Genomic DNA, 19,068 nt, shown 5'->3' with positions numbered 1-19,068 from the left:
CAAAACCTTCATGCCCACCATGGATGAGGGAGACCTGATCATGCAACTGGAGAAACTGCCCTCCATCAGCCTGCCCCAGACCATTGCCACCGACCTCCGGGTTCAGCAGGCCATCCTCAAGGCGGTCCCGGAAGTGAAGGCCATCGTGGCCCGCTCTGGATCGGACGAGCTGGGGCTGGACCCGATGGGGCTCAATCAGACCGACACCTTCCTGGTCCTCAAGCCCCAGGACCAATGGCGGCAGGCGGACAAGGAATGGCTGACCGACCAGCTGCGTGCCGTGATGGCCGATTTTCCGGGCATCGCCCTGACTTTCACCCAGCCCATCGACATGCGCGTCTCGGAGATGCTCACCGGTGTCCGCGGTGACCTCGCCATCAAGCTCTATGGGCCCGACCTGCCCACCCTCAACCGGCTCGCTGCGGAAATCGAAGGCGTGGTCAAGACCATTCCCGGCGCCGAAGACACCCTCACGATCCGCAATGAGGGCGTCCAGTACCTGCGCATCCAGGTGGACCGCCTGGCGGCCGGACGCTTCGGCCTGAATGTGGAAGATATCCAGAACGCCCTGCGCAGCCTGCTGGAAGGCCGGGTGGCCGGAACGGTCATTGAATCCACCCGCAGGGTGCCCCTGCTGATCCGTGGCCCGGCCGACCTGCAGAGCAACCCGGACGCTTTTGCTGCGCTGCGCATAACCACCCAGGAAGGTCAGAGCCTGCCCCTGAGCAGCGTGGCCCGCATCGAGCGGGTGGACGGCCCGGTCAAGGTGGACCGGGAAAACGCGCAGCGCTACGCCGTCATCCAGTCCAATGTCCGCGACCGGGATCTGGTGGGTTTTGTGGAAGAGGCCCGGACCGCCGTTGCCGCCCGGGTACCCCTGCCCCCGGGCTACCGGCTGGCCTGGGGCGGTCAGTTCGAAAACCAGCAACGGGCAGCCGCCCGCCTGGGGGTGGTCGTCCCGATTGCCCTCGGCCTGATCTTTGTTCTCCTGTTCTCCACCTTCGGCTCGGTGCGTCAGGCCCTGCTGGTCCTCGCGATGGTGCCCTTCGCCCTGGTCGGCGGAATATTCGCACTGGCCATATCCGGGGAATATCTGTCCGTACCTGCATCGGTGGGCTTCATCGCCCTGCTGGGCATCGCGGTGCTCAATGGTGTCGTGATGGTGAGCTACTTCAACCAGCTGCATGCCCGGGGCATGCCGATCGGGGAGGTGGTCGTTGAGGGGGCCCGCCGAAGGCTGCGCCCGGTTCTGATGACGGCCAGCATCGCGGCCCTCGGTCTGGTCCCGCTGCTCTTTGCCAGCGGCCCCGGCTCCGAGGTCCAACGCCCCCTCGCCGTCGTGGTGATCGGAGGTCTGGTCAGCGCCACCGCCCTGACCCTGCTGCTGCTGCCCCTGCTCTATCGCCGCTTCGGCATTGCTCCTGCCATTCCGTCTGCACCCGAGGTCCTCACCCCATGATGCCTACCCACGAAACCGGAGTCGTCCTGACCCTGGTGCTGCCCACCGAAGTGGAAGACGCCCTGATTGAAACCCTGCTTGAAAACCCGGAGCTCGCTCCGGGCTTTACCTCCCACCAGGTGGATGGTCAGGGCCGGCGGGTGACCTTCATCGGAACCGCCGAGCATGTGCGGGGAAGGGCCGCCCACTGCCGGGTCCAGCTGGTGATTCCCCAGGACGACGCCGAACACTTGCTGGGCATCCTGCGTCAGCGCTTCACCGGCAGCCGGGCCTTCTTCTGGATGGTCCCGGCCCTGGCCAGCGGGAGGCTTTGATGATGCGCACGCTACTTGCCGGGCTGGCCCTGAGCCTGTACACCTTCAGCAGCCAGGCCAGCACGGTGCTGGACGCTCCGGATCTTCCTCCCTGGCAGCAGGTACAGGCCGTACTCCGTTCAGCACCTCTGGTGGAGGCTGCAGAGGCGGTAATCCAGGTCGAGGAAGCCCGTGCCCGACGGTTGAACATCGGCCCCCACGAGTGGACGCTGCGTCTGTCCGATCAGCAGCGACGGGTACGCCCGAGCCCGGAAGGACGCTTCAACGAATGGGAGGTTGGTCTTGAACGCAGTCTGCGCCTGCCCGGCAAAGGCGATCTGGATCGACAGCTGGGCAGTGCAGGTATCGCCAGCGCCCGGATTTACCGTGGCGATACCCTCCATGAGGGCTGCCGCAATCTCCTGACGGGCTGGTTCGAGCTGTTGCGGGAACAGACTGTCGCCGAGCAGTGGCGCCGCCAGCGGGAAATCCTTGCTCGCCAGGCTCAGGTTGTTGCCCGACGGGCGGAGCTGGGGGATGCCCCGCGCCTGGAACGCCTGCAGGCCGATGCAGCCTTGTCTCAGGCTGAAGGACAACTGGCCCAGGCCGAGGGGCGAGCCCAGGTTGCCCGGGAGCGACTCACCCGTCAGTATCCCGGACTCTCCTTACCCGACCGGGCTCCCTCCAGCGAGCCACAGCCCATCTCTGGAGAGTCCGCCCCCTGGGTGGAAGCGGTTCTGGCACACAGCCACGAACTGGCCCTTGCCCGGGCCGAGAGTGCCCGAACCCGGGTAGTCGCCAGCCGGGCCGACGCAGAACGTCGTCCGGATCCGAGTGTGGGGCTGAGCCTGGGTCGGGAACGCTCCGGAGAGGAGCGCATCGTGGGCCTCAGCCTGAGCATTCCCCTGCCCGGGGAAGGACGCCGGGCAGATGCCGATGCGGCCCTGGCCAGCGCATCGGCCATGACCTTCCGGGAAGCAGCAACCCTCCGGCGCCTTGAGAGTGAAGCCGCCGCCCTGCACCGCCGCGCCCTGGCCAACTACAGCGGATGGCTGAGTCAGCAGGCCGCTGCAGAAGCGCTGGCCCGCAGCGCAGACCTGAGCGAACGGGCCTGGCAGCTGGGTGAAGGCAGCCTGCAGGAAACCCTGACCGCCCGCCGGCTCGCCCACGAGGCCCGGCTTGCAGCCCAGATCGCCCGGCTGGATGCCAGTGAAGTCCGTTATCGGCTCCTGCTGGACGCCCACCGCCTGTGGCCCATGGATGAAGAAGGCGAAGCGGCCGGACATTGAAAGACCGGCGGGAGGAAATCAGAAGGACAGACGATAGCCCAGGCTGGACGGGCCAAGGATCCAGTTGCCGGCCTTCACACCGACAAAAGCGCCCGCTGCGTTCCAGGCCATGTCTTTCCAGGAGAAGCGATTACAGTCCCGGGTGGCATCGTAGAGCTCCTTGGCCACGCCAGGAACCAGAGCCAGGCCGAAGGCGGTCAGGGTGTCGTCGGACACCCGGGAGGCGCCCACACCCAGTCCCACCGAGACACCGAAATGGGCAAGCTTGTCACTCCCCGTCCAGTCATCGTCATGGGAACCGCAGGCGTGGGCCGATCCGCAGGCCGCCGCCAGGATCGTCAGGAAAATAAAGGTCTTGGTGAAGGACATCATCAGGATCACTAAAGGGTTTGAGACAGGCGGATGATACGCAGGATTGTTTCCCTGCAGCGCAGCGTCATGAGCGCCATGTCAAAATCCCACCCGTGCGTGATTAAAGGAGAGTGTTGATGGCGACTCGCATCCGTGTCTGGGATCTACCCCTGCGCGTGTTCCACTGGCTCCTTGCTCTGACCATCCTCGGAGCGATGGTCTCCGGACAACTGGGCGGCAACCTGGTGATCTGGCATGGCAGGCTGGGCATTCTGGCGGCCGGGCTGGTGGGTTTCCGGCTGGCCTGGGGCGTGGTGGGCAGCACCCATGCCCGGTTCAGCCAGTTCCTGCGCGGTCCAGGCGCCATCCTTGCCTATCTCCGGGGAGAATGGCAAGGCATCGGACACAATCCGCTGGGGGCCCTGTCCGTACTGGCCTTGCTGGGCGTCGTGGCCCTGCAGAGCCTGGGAGGGCTGTTCAGCAACGACGACATCGCCTTCCAGGGGCCCTTCTATGCTCTGGTCTCCAAGGACACCAGCGACTGGCTGACCGGTCTCCATCGCCAGGGCTTCTGGGCGGTCCTGGGGCTGGTCCTGCTTCACCTGGGTGCGGTGGCCTTCTACACCCATGTGCGAAAGGAAAAGCTGGTCCGCGCGATGATCACCGGCGACAAGGAGGTGACGGATCCCACGGGGCTGGAATCCACCCATAAGGCAACTCCCCTGGCCCTGATCATCGCCGTGGGCGTCGGCCTGGCCTGCGCCTGGGCCGCCAGCGGAGCCTGGATCCCCCCTCCTCCGCCACCACCAGTCCAGGTGCCCGAATGGTGATGGACGGATGCCCGGGCTGCCTCTGCGGGCGGCCCCCGGGCCTTGCTCCGAGGCCCGGAGCCACGCCCGGGACGCGGGCGCGCTCCCGGCCAGGAGGCTGCCTTACTCGTCCTTGCGGAACTTGTCGTGACAGGCCTTGCAGCTCTCGCCCGTCTTGCCGAACTGGGCCTTGATGGCCGCCACATCGCCGCTCGCCGCAACCTTCTGCAATTCATTGGCTTCCTTCACGAAAGCCATGCCCAGCTTCCGGACTTCATCCTGCTGCTGGAAGAACTCGGGTTTGAGGCGGGTCTTCTGCGCACCGATGTCCTTATCCGTGCCGGGTCCGTAAAGGGCCCCCATGCCCGAATTGGCGGTTGCCGCGATCAGGTTGGCGGCCGCCAGGACCTGATCCTTGTTGTAGCTGGCTGGACTGTCGATGACCTGGGCCTTGATCTTGCCCATGTTCCAGGACATGAAGGCGTAACCCGCCTTGCGGAACTTGATCTGATCCTCAGGCTTGACCTGGGCGCTGGCGCCGGCGGCCATACCCAGAGCCAGGACGGCAAGCAGTGTTTGCTTGAGCTTCATGAAAGGACTCCCTTCTAATCTAAGGTGGATGGTTGGCGTGATGCGGCTGAACGTGGGACAGCCCAGAGGGGTTCCCACCCGCGGTAGCGAACCGCCATGGATTATTCCACAGGCAAATCGATCCGCCATGACAAACGCCAGCCGTCGTGGCCAGGGAACCAATTGCTCCGGGCCGACTCCGAGAGCGAACTCAATGACGGATTTCACCATGACCCACGCGCGCCATCTGTATAAACCCTTGCTCGGCACCCTCCTTCTTCTTGGAGCACACCCCCTCCTCGCCAGCGAACGGATCGACCGCCAGACGGAGACCGCCATTCCCCGCACCGGCAACCTGTACGGCCTCGGCATCGGGGTTCTGCCCGCCACCTCCGGATCGGACGAACTCCGGACCATGGTCCTGCCGGTGATCCAGGCCAGCTTCGGTGACCGTTTCTACATCAATGCCCTGCGGGCCGGCGTATGGCTGCTCGATTCGGAAGACAAGCGGGTGCGCCTTGGCCTGTCCGCCGATGCCCGCTTCGGCTGGGAGGCCGAAGATGGCCGACGCACCAAGGGGATGCAGGACAGGGACTTTGCGGTCGATGTGGGCCCCACCCTGCGCTGGCAGACGGACTACGGAACCCTCAACGCCCAATGGGGATTTGACGCAACGTCAGCAAGCAACGGCCAGAGCGCCCAGGTCCAGTTCGTCCGGGCCCTCATCCGTGGCCAGACTCTGCGCCTCAACGGACTGGTGGGTGTCACCTGGAACAACCGGAAAATGAACGACTACTACTTCGGCGTCGCCCCGGCCGAAGCCGCCCCAGGCCGCCCTGCCTACAGGGCGGGATCAGGCACCCAGCTCCAGGCAGGGATCAATGGCGCCTGGAGCACCGGCGGCCGCGGTTCCGTCCTGTTCGGGGTCATGCTCAACCGGCTCGGCGGGGCCCAGGCGGACAGCCCCATCGTGGAGACCCGCATCCAGCCCCTGGCCTACGCAGGCTACGGCTGGACCTTCTGAGAGCCGCTCAGAGAGGCCGCTTGACCGTCAATGCCCCACGAATCTGGCCTTTGGCGTAACCGAAGGCCTGATCATGGGGATAGCTTTTAGCCAGCTGGCTCCTGAGACTGGAATCAAGCTGCTCCACCGGCCCGTGGCAATTGAGGCATACCTCTCCCACGGGTACCGCCCGCATGTAGCGATACAACGGTCGACCATTTTCGGTCACGATCTCCCCCACCTCCAGAGTTTCCGGCTTTTCCCCCTGAGCAGCACGGATGTTGAAATCCGCCAGATGCCGGGCTTCCCATACATCGGGCGTACCCCGCTCCGGGTTACGGGTCTTCAGACTGACCCGGCGCATTTCCCATCCGGTCTTGGCCGACTGGGCCTGAAGAAGCTGGGGCGCCTTTTCCTTGCAGACCGGAATCGCCTGGCTAACCCCCTCACGGGCCACCGTATCCTGCATCATGCCCACCACCTTGGGCAGCACGGGCAAGGCGTTCTTGCGGGTATCCAGCTTGAGGGCCTCCAGATCCTGGGCACAGGCATTACCCGCCAGAAGGGCGGCAGTCACAAGGGCGATGCGGAACATGGGGCCATCTCCAAAATAATAAAATACTAATATACTGCACAGATGCATGGACTGCCAGTCCTGGCTGTCAATCCTCTTCTGGTGAGCGGGGACGGGCATCGACCACCACCAGGACATCCGCCTCGGATTCAGCCAGGACACGCTTGGTCACGCTCCCCAGCAACAACTCCTCGGTCACGTGGATACCATGCTTGCCCAACACGAGCAAATCACACCCGTGCTCCTCCTCGAGGGTCAGGATCAGGCGGGTGGCATCCCCGTGGAGCACCAGAGGCGTATAGTCCAACGGGGAGAGTCCCACCTCGCGGGCCATCTCGTGCAGTTGGCGCATGGCCTTCTCCCGAGCCTGGACCCGGTATTGATGAATGGTCTCCTCCGTCACATCGGCATAGCGCAGCATGGACTCAAAGGGAAGATCAAAGACGTGCAGCAGATGCAGGTGAGCCCGGGGCGCCAGCAGGCGCACCTTCCGGATCGCCAGCTCCGATCCGGGGGAAAAATCGACCGCCACCAGGGCCCGGGAATAGGCATCGGCAACGGGATTCCTGACCACCAGTAATGGACAGTGACTCTTGCGCAGAAGTCGCGAAGCCGTCGAGCCCAGCAACAGGCGCTGGAGGAAGCCCGCTCCGTGGGCACCCACCAGCACCAGATCGACACCCATTTCCCGGGCCTGCTCCGGTATCACCGAGGCAGGCGCGCCTTCGACAACACGGATCGACACCGGGACGCCGCGCTGACGATCCGCAGCGGCCACCTGACGGGCGATCACGTCCCGCTGATGCGCCTCAAGCTTGCGGGCAGCGCCCTCGGAACGTTCGCCCAGCATATCCCACAGCCCCGTCATCACCTGAAGGCCCAGGGCATGCATCACCGTGTACCGGGCACCACTGGCCTGGGCGAGCTGAAAACCACGGTCGAGCACGTGATGGGAAGCCTCCGACAAGTCGGAAGCCGTCAACAAATGATTCAGCGCAGACATGCCATCTTCTCCTCACTGCGGATGATGCAGGACCACAAAGATCAGATCCAAGCATCTGATTTTGGATACCAATGGAACCATAACGGCCCCCGGTTGGCCATACCAGTTGCAGAGAGTCCAATCCGGCAAGGAGCAATACCATGGAATCCCATGTCCATACCCTGGGCAACCTGTTTGCCCAACTCGGCCTGGCAGGCGAGCCGGAGTCAGTAGAAACTTTCATCGCAGCCCACGCCCCCCTGCACCACACCGTATCCCTCGTCGACGCTCCCTTCTGGAGCCCCGCCCAGGCGGCCTTCCTGAAGGATGAGCTTGCCCGGGACGCGGACTGGAGTGCGGTGATAGATCGCCTGGACACGTACCTGCGCCGTCCGGCTTGATCCACTCTCACTCGGCTAGCAGGAAGCGTCCGGGATCCACCTTCCATTTCTCCGGTGTTTCTGCAGAGACAATCCGGTCGCCCCCGCCCGCCCCCAGCTTGCGCCCCAGGTCGACGATTTCAGGCTTGATGTAGCCGTTGGAACGGGTGCTGAAGAAGACCCGGACCCTGGGCGTAAGCAGGCTGCCCTCGTTCTGCTCCACCACCACCCCCAGACGTCCGGACTCGAGACGGACCAGACTGCCGACCGGGTAAATCCCCACACAACGCATGAAGGCCTGGAGCAGCTTCTGGTCGAAGTGCCCACCGCTCCACTCCCACATCTTGCGCAGGGCCTCGGCGGCAGGCATGCCCTTGTGGTAGCAGCGATCAGCAGTGATCGCATCGTACACATCCACGATCGCCGCCATCCGGGCCAGAGTGGAAATGGACTCCCCCGCCAGCCGGTCGGGATAACCTGATCCGTCCAGACGTTCGTGATGGTGCCGGGTGATGTCGAGAGGAATATCCCCGATGCCCGGCGTTTCCAGCAAGACCGCATGGCCGTCCCCCGGATGCCGGCGGATCATGTCGAACTCCTCATCCGTCAGGCGCCCCGGCTTGTTGAGCACCTCATCAGGCACCTTCATCTTGCCAATGTCGTGGAGCAATCCGCCGATTCCCGCCTGACGCAGCGTATCCCCATTCATCCCCAGGGAACGGCCAAAGGCGATCATCAGGGTACAGACGCTGACTGAATGAAGGAACGTATAGTCATCCTTGCTCTTGATGCCGATCAGCCCCAGCAGCGCCCCCCCGTTACGCAACACCGAACCGGTGATGGCCTCCACCACCGGCTCTGCATCCTCCAGCGTCACGGCCTTGCCCAGGCGAACATCGCTCATCATGGTGCGCACCACCTTATGAGCCTGATCGTGGACCTTGCGGGCCCTGGCCATTTCTTCCTGTACCGAAACCTGCAGCGGCGTTTCATCGGGACGGGACAAAACAGCGACGATTTCCTCCTCGACGACCTGCTGAACCTGGGCCGCAGGCACGGCATCACGATCATCCAGCCCCTTGGTGACATCGATATAGACGTGCTGGATTCCCGAACTACGGATGCGCCGTAAGTCGTCGGCCGATTTCAGTACAAACTGAGCCCGCCAGAAAGGGTGGGACATCCAGTCGCCGCACAGTTCATGAATGAACATGCCCGGCTTGAGGCGGGCCACGGAGATTTTCTTGAGCATGAGGAATGCGTATTTTTCTTGAAGGGAAGCCCCCGCCAACAGGACGGGTGGTGGCTGTTAATATTTTGTCAACCTTACTGTCATAAGCCTCTTGAGGTCCAGTCTGTTGCAGGATGCAAACGGGCTAAACCAAATCAGCAATATACAAACGCTATAATGGCCACCTTTATTGCACTGCACACATAATCGTTCATGGACATCATCCTGCTTCTCAAGGCGCTGATCCTCGGCGTGGTCGAGGGATTGACCGAATTTCTGCCCATCTCCAGCACGGGCCACCTGATCCTGGCCGGTGACCTCCTGGATTTCAACGACGACCGGGGCAAGCTCTTTGAAATCGTGATCCAGTCCGGCGCCATCCTGGCCGTCGTCTGGGAATACCGGGACAGGGTGATGAGCACTTTCTCCGGGCTTGGCAAGCAAAAAGAAGCCAACCGCCTGGTCCTCAACCTGCTGATCGCCTTCCTGCCCCTGGCGGTGCTGGGCCTGATCTTCGGCAAGTCCATCAAGGCTGTCCTGTTCAATCCCATCGCCGTCGCCACTGCATTCATCCTCGGCGCGTTCGTTATTCTATGGGCCGAACGGCGCCAGCATGTGGTACGTATCCACAGTGTGGATGAAATGACCCCCCTGGACGCCCTGAAAATGGGTATTGCCCAGGCCGTCGCGCTGATCCCGGGCACCTCCCGCTCCGGGTCTACAATCATCGGCGGCATGCTGTTCGGCTTCTCCCGGCACGCGGCCACCGAGTTTTCCTTCTTCCTCGCCATTCCCACCCTGGGTCTGGCCACCGTTTATCAGCTGATCAAGGAACGCCACCTGCTCAGCCTCGACGATCTGGGCATGTGGGTCGTGGGCTTCGTCTCGGCCTTCATCTCGGCATTCCTCTGCGTGCGCTGGCTGTTGCGCTACATCTCCAATCACGACTTCGTCCCCTTCGCCTGGTACCGGATCATCTTCGGCATCGTGGTGCTGATCACCTGGCACTTCGGCCTGGTCGAATGGACGGCCCACTGAGTCGCCCTAGGGCAGTGCCGCCCCCTGGCGCCACCGCCTTCACCACCGTCCTGACCGAACTCCACGACGCCCGACGGGCGCGCTTGCTGCCCCCAAAGCTCTATCTGCCGGACAGCCCCCCCCGAGGCCTGATCCTGTTCTCCCATGGTCTTGGCGGCAGCCGGGAAGGGGGCAGCCTGTGGCTCTCCCACTGGGCCCACCAGGGCCTGGCCGGACTGGCCGTCCAGCATCCGGGCAGCGACGCGACGCTGCTGGCCGGTGCCTCGCCCCTCGCCCTGCGCCGGGCGTTGCGCAACGCCATGACGCCGGAGGCGCTGACCCGGCGCGCAGAAGACCTGGCCTTCGTCCTCACGCGCATCGGCCACGACACCGCCCTCCCGCCGAGCCTCCACAACATCCGGGCGATCGGACTATGCGGCCACTCTTTTGGTGCCGTGACCGTGCAGCTGCTGGCCGGCGAACGCAGACCGTGCCAACCCGCCTTTCCCGCCGACCCGCGGGTTCATGCCGCGCTGGCCCTGAGCCCTTCCGCCCGCCAGGTCCATGCCGAACACCCGCTGGCCACCCGCTTCGGTAACATCCGGCTGCCCTTCCTGAGCATCACCGGGACCCGGGACGACGGCATGGGGCCCTCGGACATCACCGCAGCCCAGCGGGAACTGCCCTACCGCCACATGCCGCCCGGGAAGAAATACCTGCTGGTCTTCGAAGGAGGCACCCACCTGGATTTTGCCGGCCAGGCCAGCACGGCCGAGCGCGGTCTGGCCGGACTCCCGTCCCGGCTTCCCCCCTTTCACGACAGGCTGCTTAACGCCAGCAGCGCCTTCTGGCATGCTCACCTGGCGGGAGACACACTCGCCCTGAACTGGCTTGACAACCAATGTCGGGCGCAACTGCGCCCCAACGACCGCTTCGAGACAAAATGATCCTCTATCTCCACGGCTTTCGCTCCGGGCCCGAATCCTGGAAGGCCCGCAGCCTGGGCGCGCGCATGACGGCCCAGGGCCTCGGCGACGCCTTCTGGTGCGCGCAACTGCCTGTCTCCGCACGGGACACGATGGCACTGATCGAGGATCAGATCCGCCACTGCGCTGCGCCCCCCACGCTGGTGGGCAGTTCCCTGGGGGGCTACTACGCCACCCACCTGGCCGAAAAACACGGGCTCAAGGCGGTGCTGGTGAACCCGTCGGTACTGGCCCCCCTGTCCCTGTCGGCCTACCTGGGCACCCAGACCCACTTGTACACCGGCGCAACATTCGAGCTCACCGCGCAGCACATCGACGAGCTCCGGGCCCTGGAGCCTCCGGCCCTTACCCATCCCGAACGCTACTGGCTGCTGGTGGAAACCGGCGACGAGGTCCTGGACCACCGTCACGCGCTCAGCCGCTATGCCGGCTGCCGGCAGACTGTCCTGGAGGGGGGCGACCACAGCTTCACCCGCTGGGACGACTATCTGGATCCCATCATCGAATTTGCGGGACTACTGTCTTCATGAGCCAACACGATCAGCAGGGTTTTGACAGCCGGCGCTTCAAAGCCCTGGAGCGGAGTGGCTTCAACCGGATCGCCGCCCGCTACGCCGACGGAGCCCTCCTGCGGGAGAGCCTGCAAAAGGTCTTGCTCGCCCACGCCGCGCTGCAGCCAGGTGAGCAGGTGCTCGACCTGGCCGCCGGCCCAGGGGTCCTGGCACGCGCCGCCGCCCGGCAGGTCCTCCCGGACGGCTGGGTGCTGGCCAGCGACATTGCCGAGGTCATGCTCGCCGAAGGCCAGCGCCGCGCCCGCGCCGAAGGCCTGCCGGACCTCCTCGCCGCCGCCTGCGATGCAGAACACCTGTCGTTTGGCGATGCCCGATTCGATGTGGTGCTGATTGGCCTGGGCCTGTTCATCCTGCCTGATCCGGCCCGAGCCCTGAGCGAGATCCATCGGGTACTGCGCCCCGGCGGACGGATTGCCCTGTCGGTGTGGGGGCCCCGGGATCGCGTTCCCCTGATCAGCCGGGCCCAGGACTGCATCGCCCGCGTGCTGCCTGCTCCGAAGATACCCCGGCCATCGGTCTACCGCCTGGGAGAGGACGGACTCCTGACAAGCCTGCTCCAGGAGGCCGGCTTCCGGGATGTACAGCTGCAGCCCCACACCTTCACCTGCCGCTTCGACACCCCCGAGGCCTACTGGCAAGCCTTCCTGGACCTGGCCGGCGGCGCAGCGGAATCCCTTTCCAGGCTACCGGAAGACACCCGGCAGCTGCTGGGCGAAGCGGTGGCCAGCGATCTGGCCAACCACAGGAGTCCCCAGGGTGACTATCCGGTGGAGGGCCATGTCCTGATCGCCCTCGGGCGGAGCTGACGCCTCAGGCATCACCCTTCTTCGACGGGAGTCCCCTTGACCACGGCAAAGCGGGCCAGCGTCCGCTCCCGGGCCTTGGCGTGATCGACCACGGGCGCCGGGTAGTCGCTGCCAATCACGCACCCTGCCAGTTTCTGGTCGATCGGCGGCAGGGTCCACGGTGCATGGAGGTACTTGTCCGGCACCCGGGTCAGTTCAGGCAGATAGCGACGAATGAAGCTGCCGTCCGGATCGAAGCGTTCCGACTGGGTGACCGGGTTGAAGATCCGGAAATACGGCTGGGCATCACAGCCCGTGGAGGCGGCCCATTGCCAGCCTCCGTTGTTGGCGGCCAGGTCGAAATCGATGAGATGCTCGGCAAAGTAGCGTTCCCCCCAGCGCCAATCGATGCCCAGGTCCTTGGTCAGAAAGGACGCCACGATCATCCGCAGGCGGTTGTGCATGTAGCCGCTGTGGTTGATCTGACGCATCGCCGCATCCACGATGGGGTAGCCGGTCCGCCCCGCACACCAGGCATCAAACAAGGCCGGTGCATCATCCCAGCGCACCCGGTCGTACTCGGGCCGGAAACTGGCCCCGACCACATGGGGGTTGTGCCACAGGATCTGGAAGTAGAAATCCCGCCAGATCAGCTCAGACAGCCAGGTCTCCGCCCCCTCTCCCCCCGCCGCCAGGGCCGCCCGGGCCAGCTCACGGATGGACACCGTGCCGAAGCGCAGATGGACCGACAGATAGGACACCCCCTTGCGGGCCGGAAAATCACGGGCGGTCTTGTAACGGCCGATACGCTTGAGAAAATCATCGAATAGCCGCCGCCCTCCCGGCATTCCGGGGGTCACGCCCAGTTCTGCCAGGTTGGTGGCCTCAAAACCGATGGCTTCCAGCGACGGCAGAGTTTCCCCTTCCGGGGGGCGCGCCAGCCGGGAGGCGCGGCTGTCCACCGGATAGGCCTGCAGATGGAAAGGGGTCAGGGTCTTCAGCCAGGCCCGCTTGTAGGGCGTGAAGACCGAGAAGGGACGCATCCCCTGGGTCAGCACTTCATCCTTTTCGAAGATCACCTGATCCTTGAAGCACTCAAGGTCGATGCCCATCAGGCGCAGCCGCTCGGCCACATCCGAATCCCGGACGATGGCCGCGGGCTCATAATCCCGGTTGGCCAGCACGGCGGACACCCCCAGGGACTGGGCCAGCGCCGGGATCACATCCCGGGCCGCTCCGTGGCGGACGATCAAGCCCCCCCCTTTTGCACGCAATGCGGCATCCAGAGCCACCAGGCTGCCGTGAATGAACTCCACACGACGGTCCGCCCTGCCTGGCAGGGCCTCGAGGATTTCCGTATCGAAGACGAAGGCGCAGTGAACCTGCTCGTGGGCGCGCAGGGCATGGTGGAGGGCCGCGTGATCGAAATCGCGCAAATCACGACGAAACCAGACAAGGGCAGCAGACATGGCGGGCAGGAGATGAGGGAGAGGATGCGAATGGACGCAAGCATGCCCCAAAAGTTGCCGCTACAATCGGACTCCCCGGCTTAAAATAACGCCCGTGATTACCTCTACCATCAACCTCACCCATCACTTCCTGATCGCCATGCCCGCCATGGCCGATCCCAACTTCACGCGCACCCTCACCTACATCGCCGAGCACAATGAGAACGGCGCCATGGGAGTCATCGTGAATCGCCCCATCGACATGCGCCTCGGGGCCCTGTTCGAACGGATCGACATTCCCCTGGAGCGTCCCGAGTTCACCGACCTGCCGGTATACTTCGGTGGTCCGGTGCAATCCGACCGGGGCTTCGTTCTGCATCGTCCGGCAGGGCAATGGCACTCGACCCTGCAGGTCGGTGACAGCATCGGCCTCACCAGCTCCCGGGACGTTCTCCAGTCCCTGGCCAGCGAAGGTCAGCCCGCCGAAGTCCTGGTCGCCCTGGGCTACGCTGGCTGGTCCGCCGGCCAGCTGGAGCACGAGCTCGCCCAGAACGCCTGGCTGACCGTACCGGCCGAGCTGTCCATCGTCTTCGACCTGCCGCCCGAAGAGCGCCTTGCCGCCGCCATGCAACTGCTGGGTGTCGACTTCGCCAAGCTCTCGGACGTGGCCGGCCACGCCTGAGTGGGCACCGTCCTCGCCTTCGACTTCGGCCTCGCCCGCATCGGCGTGGCCGTGGGCGAAACGGAAACCGGCCATGCCCACCCGCTGGCCACCATCGCCGAAGAAGCCAGTGCCCTGCGCTTCTCAGCCATCGAGAAGCTCCTCGCCGAATGGAAACCGGTCTCCCTGGTGGTCGGCCTGCCCACACATCTGGATGGCACCGAGCACGCCATGACCACGCGCTGCCGCCGTTTTGCCAACCAGCTGCACGGCCGTTACGGTCTGCCTGTGGCCCTGGTGGACGAACGCCTGTCATCCGCCGAGGCAGAAGAGCGTTTAGCCGAGGCCGGCCTCCATGGCTGGCGCAAGCAGAAAGTCCGGCTCGACTCCGCTGCCGCCCAGATCATCCTGCTCCAGTACTTCGAAAGTGCCCGACATGCCGCTTCCTGACACCGAACAGCTCATTGCCACTCTGGCCGACGCCATGCGGCCCCGGGTCACCCCGGATACCTGCCTGGTGGGCATTCACACCGGCGGCGTCTGGCTGGCGGAGCGTCTCCACGCCCTGCTCGGCCTGTCCCCCCCACTGGGCAGCATCGACGTGAGCTTCTACCGAGACGACTACGCCGCCAAGGGGCTCCACCCCCAGCCCCGGGGCTCCAGGATTCCCTTCGACGTCGCAGGCGCCCACATCGTGATCGTGGACGACGTGCTGTACACCGGCCGGACCACCCGTGCCGCCCTCAACGAGCTTTTCGATTACGGCCGCCCCTCCCGGGTGGACCTGGCCGTGCTGATTGATCGGGGCGGACGCGAGCTCCCCATCTCCGCAAGCTTCTGTGCCCTGACCCTGCCGGCCCCCCTGCCCACCGGGCAAAACCTCCAACTTGAGCGCGACGACTCCGGCGCCCTCACCCTGAGGCTGATCCATGCGTAATCCCCAACTCAACCAGCACGGCGAACTGCAGCACCTGCTGACCCTGGACGGGCTGCCCCGCGCCATCATCACCCAGATCCTCGACACGGCGGCCCCCTTCACCGAAGTGGCCGAGCGGGAGGTCAAGAAGCTGCCCCTGCTGCGGGGCAAGAGCGTGTTCAACCTGTTCTTCGAGAACAGCACGCGCACCCGGACCACCTTCGAGATCGCCGCCAAGCGCCTCTCCGCCGACGTGATCAATCTCAACGTGGCCACCTCGTCCACCAAGAAGGGGGAGACCCTGCTCGACACCGTGGACAACCTGTGTGCCATGCAGGCCGACATGTTCGTGGTCCGCCACGAATCCAGCGGCGCCCCCTACCTGATCGCCCAGCACCTCCAGAACACCGGCCGCGACCACATCCACGTGGTCAATGCTGGCGACGGGCGCCATGCCCACCCGACCCAGGGGCTGCTGGACATGTACACCATCCGGCACTACAAGCAGGAATTCCACAACCTCACCGTGGCCATCGTCGGTGACGTGCTCCACTCCCGGGTGGCCCGCTCACAGATTGCCGCGCTGACCACCCTGGGCGTGCCCGAAGTCCGCGTGATCGCTCCCAAGACCCTGCTCCCCACTGACGTGGACAAGATGGGCGTGCAGGTCTTTCACAGCATGGAAGAGGGTCTGAAGGGCGTGGACGTGGTGATGATGCTGCGTCTCCAGAACGAACGCATGAATGGAGCCCTGCTGCCCAGCCCCCAGGAATTCTTCAAGGTCTGGGGCCTTACCGCCGAGAAGCTGGCCCTCGCCAAGCCCGACGCCATCGTGATGCACCCCGGCCCCATGAACCGGGGCGTCGAGATCGACTCCGCCGTCGCCGACGGCGGCCAGGCCGTGATCCTGCCCCAGGTCACCTTCGGTATCGCGGTCCGCATGGCCGTGATGAGCATGCTGGGCGGCAGCCACTGAGCACTGACAGGTTCCAAACCATGAACATCCATATCCAGAACGGCCGGCTCATCGACCCGGCCAACAAGATCGACGCCCAGCACGACCTCTTCATCGCCGACGGCAAGATCGTCGGCGTGGGCAACGCCCCCGCCGGCTTCAACGCCGGCCGGACCATCGATGCCAGCGGCCTGGTGGTGGTCCCCGGTCTCATCGATCTGGCCGCCCGCCTGCGCGAGCCCGGTTACGAATACAAGGCCACCCTCGAATCCGAGATGGAGGCCGCCATGGCCGGCGGGGTGACCAGCCTGGCCATTCCTCCCGACACCGATCCGGTCCTTGATGAACCCGGTCTCGTCGAAATGCTGTGCTACCGGGCCAAGAAGCTCAACCGGGCCCACGTATACCCGATAGGGGCCCTCACCATCGGCCTCAAGGGCGAGCAGCTTTCCGAAATGGCCGAGCTGGTGGAAGCCGGCTGCGTGGCCTTCAGTCAGGCCAACACCCCCATCCTCGATACCCGGGTCCTCGGCCGGGCCATGCAATACGCGGCCACCTTCGGCTTCCGGGTATGGCTGCAGCCCCTCGACCCCTACCTCGCCCGGGGTGGCGTCGCCCACGATGGCGAAGTCGCGTCCCGCATGGGGCTGCCCGCCATCCCGACCAGCGCCGAGATCGTCGCCTTGTTCACCTACCTGCGCCTGGCCCGCCAGACCGGCGCCAAACTGCACATCACGCGCCTCTCCAGCGCCGAAGGCCTGGACCTCATCGAACAGGCCCGCAAGGACGGGGTGGACGTCACCTGTGACGTGGCCGCCCACTACCTGCACCTGTGCGACATGGATATCGGGTATTTCAACCCCCATTGCCACGTGATTCCGCCCTTCCGCAGCCAGCGCGACCGCCTCGCCCTGGCCAAAGCCGCCGCCGAAGGGCGCATCAATGCCATCTGCTCCGACCACACGCCCGTGGACGACGACGCCAAGCAGACCCCCTTCAGTGAATCCGAGCCTGGGACCACCGGCCTGGAGCTGCTGCTGCCCCTGACCCTGAAGTGGGCCCAGGAACACCGGCTGCCCCTGCTCGACGCCATCGGCAGGATCACCTCCGACGCGGCCCGGATTGCCGGCATTGCCAAAGGTGGCCATCTCTCCGTGGGCACCCGCGCCGACGTATGCATCTTCGACCCGGATGCCCACCAGCTGATCAACCGCGGCATGCTCAGGAGCCAGGGGAAGAACACCCCCTTCCTGGGCCTGGAACTCCCTGGCCAGGTGCGCTTCACCCTGGTGGAAGGAAGTCTGATGTACGAAGCGGCCTGATCGCACCGCCTTCCCCATGACACAACGCGGCGCCCCGGCGCCGTCTTCACTCCCCAGGGCTTCTTGATCCAGCCCAAAGCGGCACAGGCCGCCCGCGCTTATCATCGACGCTCGATTTTCCGTGCTCTTCCCCCGCCCATGGCTGCCTACATCACCGAAAAAGTGCTCAGTGTTCACCACTGGAACGACACCCTGTTTTCCTTCACTACTACCCGTGACCGCTCCATCCGCTTCGAGAATGGCCAGTTCGTGATGATCGGTCTGGAGGTGGACGGACGCCCCCTGACCCGGGCCTACTCCATCGCCAGCCCCAACTACGAGGAAACCCTCGAATTCTTCAGCATCAAGGTGCAGGACGGCCCCCTCACCTCCCGGCTGCAGCACCTCCAGCCAGGGGACGACCTGCTGGTCTCCCGCAAGCCCACCGGCACCCTGCTGCTCTCCGACCTGCTGCCCGGCAAGAACCTCTACCTGTTCTCCACCGGCACCGGGATGGCCGCCTTCATGAGCATCATCCGCGACCTGGACCTCTACGAGCGCTTCGAGAAGGTGATCCTGGTCCATGGCGTACGCTTCGTGAGCGAACTGGCCTACCACGACTACATCACCAAGGAACTGCCCCACCACGAATACCTGGGCGAGGCGATTACCGAGAAGCTGATCTACTACCCCACCGTTACCCGGGAGCCTTACCGCAACCAGGGGCGCCTCACCGATCTGGTGGAGAACGGCAAGCTGTTCGAAGACATCGGCCTGCCGCCGCTGGATCCGGCCGTGGACCGGGCCATGATCTGCGGCAGCGCCCCCATGCTCAAGGACTGCCGGGCCATGCTGGATGCCCGCGGCTTCCGCATGTCCAGGCGCATCGGCGACGTGGCCGACTACGTGATCGAGCACGCCTTCATCGAAAAATAAGCGGAAACGCGAGGCCTCGCCGGTTCGCGGTCCCAACGGGGAAGGCCCGGACAACTGTCCGGGCCTTCCCCGTTTTGGTAGGGGTTCGATGCCCTACCCCCGGCGCATCACTTCCTGTCGCCCTGCAGCGCCTTCTCCAGCGCCCGGGCCGCATCGTCCTCCGTGGCTGCAGGCGGGCTGTCGCCCTCTTCGGCCGGCCTGGCGTCGGACGCGTCATCCCCGCCGAAATTGAGGGGCTCGTCCCCCACAGCCTCCGCATCGGGCACCACAATTTCCACCTGATCGGTGTCCACCTTGACCTGCTCATCCAGGCCCATGGTCACCAGCTGCGGAAAGGCGATCAGGACGCCCACCATTATCACCTGGATCACCACGAAGGGTACGGTACCCCAGTAGATGTCGGAGGTCTTGACTGCCTTGGGGCCCACCGAACGCAGGTAGAACAGGGCGAAACCGAAGGGCGGGTGCATGAACGAGGTCTGCATGTTGACCCCCAGCAGCACGCCGAACCAGATCAGGTCAATACCCAGCTTCTCTGCTACCGGCGCCA

General features: G+C 64.8%; 23 protein-coding genes. 16 read left to right on the top strand and 7 right to left on the bottom strand.

From position 1 onward, the window contains the following. From PHD22_RS11900 to PHD22_RS11890, 3 genes are all read left to right on the top strand, one after another. A partial coding sequence (locus PHD22_RS11900) for an efflux RND transporter permease subunit (RefSeq protein WP_299866920.1) occupies positions 1 to 1,459 on the top strand: 1,459 nt, incomplete at its 5' end. Then, positions 1,456 to 1,773: a DUF3240 family protein gene (locus PHD22_RS11895; protein WP_299866917.1), complete on the top strand. Its 318-nt coding sequence runs from the start codon at positions 1,456 to 1,458 to the stop codon at positions 1,771 to 1,773. The genes PHD22_RS11900 and PHD22_RS11895, both read left to right, overlap by 4 nt. Further along, entirely contained in the window at positions 1,773 to 3,041 is a 1,269-nt protein-coding gene (locus PHD22_RS11890) for a TolC family protein (RefSeq protein WP_299866915.1), read from the top strand. Before PHD22_RS11895 ends, PHD22_RS11890 begins: the two co-directional genes overlap by 1 nt. An 18-nt stretch (positions 3,042 to 3,059) precedes the next feature. Here PHD22_RS11890 and PHD22_RS11885 read toward each other — a convergent pair whose 3' ends face one another. Further along, positions 3,060 to 3,413, bottom strand: coding sequence for a hypothetical protein (locus tag PHD22_RS11885; RefSeq protein WP_299866913.1), 354 nt, complete (start codon positions 3,411 to 3,413; stop codon positions 3,060 to 3,062). Positions 3,414 to 3,529: 116 nt separating this feature from the next. On the opposite strand from PHD22_RS11885, the gene PHD22_RS11880 reads away from it, so the two are divergent. Beyond that, the gene (locus PHD22_RS11880; protein WP_299866911.1) at positions 3,530 to 4,222 is read left to right on the top strand and encodes a cytochrome b/b6 domain-containing protein; all 693 of its coding nucleotides are present in this window, start codon (positions 3,530 to 3,532) and stop codon (positions 4,220 to 4,222) included. Positions 4,223 to 4,324: 102 nt separating this feature from the next. Here the strand turns inward: PHD22_RS11880 and PHD22_RS11875 are convergent, their stop codons facing one another. Then, the gene (locus PHD22_RS11875) at positions 4,325 to 4,792 is read right to left on the bottom strand and encodes a cytochrome c (RefSeq protein ID WP_299866908.1); all 468 of its coding nucleotides are present in this window, start codon (positions 4,790 to 4,792) and stop codon (positions 4,325 to 4,327) included. A 208-nt stretch (positions 4,793 to 5,000) separates the two neighbouring features. On the opposite strand from PHD22_RS11875, the gene PHD22_RS11870 reads away from it, so the two are divergent. Next, positions 5,001 to 5,795 carry a MipA/OmpV family protein gene (locus PHD22_RS11870; protein ID WP_299866905.1) on the top strand — a complete coding sequence of 265 codons (795 nt, stop codon included), beginning with the start codon at positions 5,001 to 5,003 and terminating at the stop codon, positions 5,793 to 5,795. 7 nt (positions 5,796 to 5,802) lie between these two features. Here the strand turns inward: PHD22_RS11870 and PHD22_RS11865 are convergent, their stop codons facing one another. After that, positions 5,803 to 6,369, bottom strand: coding sequence for a DUF3365 domain-containing protein (locus PHD22_RS11865; RefSeq protein WP_299866902.1), 567 nt, complete (start codon positions 6,367 to 6,369; stop codon positions 5,803 to 5,805). Positions 6,370 to 6,436: 67 nt separating this feature from the next. Next, positions 6,437 to 7,351 carry a universal stress protein gene (locus PHD22_RS11860; protein ID WP_299866900.1) on the bottom strand — a complete coding sequence of 305 codons (915 nt, stop codon included), beginning with the start codon at positions 7,349 to 7,351 and terminating at the stop codon, positions 6,437 to 6,439. 140 nt (positions 7,352 to 7,491) lie between these two features. On the opposite strand from PHD22_RS11860, the gene PHD22_RS11855 reads away from it, so the two are divergent. Then, positions 7,492 to 7,731, top strand: a complete 240-nt coding sequence (locus PHD22_RS11855; RefSeq protein WP_299866898.1) for a DUF2789 domain-containing protein — start codon at positions 7,492 to 7,494, stop codon at positions 7,729 to 7,731. A 7-nt stretch (positions 7,732 to 7,738) separates the two neighbouring features. Here PHD22_RS11855 and PHD22_RS11850 read toward each other — a convergent pair whose 3' ends face one another. Next, positions 7,739 to 8,962 (bottom strand): HD-GYP domain-containing protein, encoded by a 1,224-nt coding sequence (locus tag PHD22_RS11850; RefSeq protein ID WP_299866895.1) that lies wholly within the window; start codon positions 8,960 to 8,962, stop codon positions 7,739 to 7,741. Positions 8,963 to 9,154: 192 nt separating this feature from the next. On the opposite strand from PHD22_RS11850, the gene PHD22_RS11845 reads away from it, so the two are divergent. From PHD22_RS11845 to PHD22_RS11830, 4 genes are read left to right on the top strand one after another with little or no spacing between them, the layout of a single operon-like run. Beyond that, positions 9,155 to 9,979, top strand: a complete 825-nt coding sequence (locus tag PHD22_RS11845; protein WP_299866892.1) for an undecaprenyl-diphosphate phosphatase — start codon at positions 9,155 to 9,157, stop codon at positions 9,977 to 9,979. After that, on the top strand, positions 9,964 to 10,905 hold the full coding sequence (locus tag PHD22_RS11840) for a hypothetical protein (RefSeq protein ID WP_299866889.1): 942 nt from the start codon (positions 9,964 to 9,966) through the stop codon (positions 10,903 to 10,905). The genes PHD22_RS11845 and PHD22_RS11840 overlap by 16 nt, the downstream gene beginning before the upstream one ends. Then, positions 10,902 to 11,474 carry a YqiA/YcfP family alpha/beta fold hydrolase gene (locus PHD22_RS11835; protein WP_299866886.1) on the top strand — a complete coding sequence of 191 codons (573 nt, stop codon included), beginning with the start codon at positions 10,902 to 10,904 and terminating at the stop codon, positions 11,472 to 11,474. The genes PHD22_RS11840 and PHD22_RS11835 overlap by 4 nt, the downstream gene beginning before the upstream one ends. Beyond that, complete coding sequence (locus tag PHD22_RS11830; RefSeq protein ID WP_299866883.1) at positions 11,471 to 12,322, top strand: class I SAM-dependent methyltransferase; 852 nt, start codon at positions 11,471 to 11,473, stop codon at positions 12,320 to 12,322. Before PHD22_RS11835 ends, PHD22_RS11830 begins: the two co-directional genes overlap by 4 nt. An 11-nt stretch (positions 12,323 to 12,333) precedes the next feature. Here the strand turns inward: PHD22_RS11830 and PHD22_RS11825 are convergent, their stop codons facing one another. Further along, positions 12,334 to 13,770, bottom strand: coding sequence for a deoxyribodipyrimidine photo-lyase (locus PHD22_RS11825; protein ID WP_299866880.1), 1,437 nt, complete (start codon positions 13,768 to 13,770; stop codon positions 12,334 to 12,336). Between the two features lie 94 nt (positions 13,771 to 13,864). Here PHD22_RS11825 and PHD22_RS11820 point away from each other — a divergent pair, with 94 nt between their 5' ends. The 6 genes from PHD22_RS11820 to PHD22_RS11795 all read left to right on the top strand — a co-directional run bounded on the left by PHD22_RS11820 (position 13,865) and on the right by PHD22_RS11795 (position 18,518). Next, complete coding sequence (locus PHD22_RS11820; protein ID WP_299866878.1) at positions 13,865 to 14,431, top strand: YqgE/AlgH family protein; 567 nt, start codon at positions 13,865 to 13,867, stop codon at positions 14,429 to 14,431. Then, positions 14,432 to 14,860, top strand: coding sequence for a Holliday junction resolvase RuvX (gene ruvX, locus PHD22_RS11815; RefSeq protein ID WP_299866875.1), 429 nt, complete (start codon positions 14,432 to 14,434; stop codon positions 14,858 to 14,860). Next, complete coding sequence (pyrR, locus tag PHD22_RS11810; RefSeq protein ID WP_299866873.1) at positions 14,847 to 15,347, top strand: bifunctional pyr operon transcriptional regulator/uracil phosphoribosyltransferase PyrR; 501 nt, start codon at positions 14,847 to 14,849, stop codon at positions 15,345 to 15,347. Before ruvX ends, pyrR begins: the two co-directional genes overlap by 14 nt. After that, a complete protein-coding gene (locus PHD22_RS11805; RefSeq protein WP_299866870.1) occupies positions 15,340 to 16,302 on the top strand; it encodes an aspartate carbamoyltransferase catalytic subunit in 963 nt (320 codons plus the stop codon). The genes pyrR and PHD22_RS11805 overlap by 8 nt, the downstream gene beginning before the upstream one ends. 20 nt (positions 16,303 to 16,322) lie before the next feature. Continuing rightward, the gene (locus PHD22_RS11800; RefSeq protein ID WP_299866867.1) at positions 16,323 to 17,603 is read left to right on the top strand and encodes a dihydroorotase; all 1,281 of its coding nucleotides are present in this window, start codon (positions 16,323 to 16,325) and stop codon (positions 17,601 to 17,603) included. A gap of 138 nt (positions 17,604 to 17,741) precedes the next feature. After that, positions 17,742 to 18,518, top strand: a complete 777-nt coding sequence (locus PHD22_RS11795) for a ferredoxin--NADP reductase (protein ID WP_299866923.1) — start codon at positions 17,742 to 17,744, stop codon at positions 18,516 to 18,518. A 107-nt stretch (positions 18,519 to 18,625) separates the two neighbouring features. Here PHD22_RS11795 and PHD22_RS11790 read toward each other — a convergent pair. After that, positions 18,626 to 19,068: TRAP transporter large permease subunit (locus PHD22_RS11790; RefSeq protein ID WP_299866864.1), on the bottom strand; the 443-nt coding region annotated here is incomplete at its 5' end.

This window comes from Zoogloea sp. (genome assembly GCF_028693495.1).
Lineage (GTDB): Bacteria > Pseudomonadota > Gammaproteobacteria > Burkholderiales > Rhodocyclaceae > Zoogloea.
The sequence above is the reverse complement of the archived record's forward strand: the minus strand, read 5'-3'. Positions and strand labels throughout refer to the sequence as shown.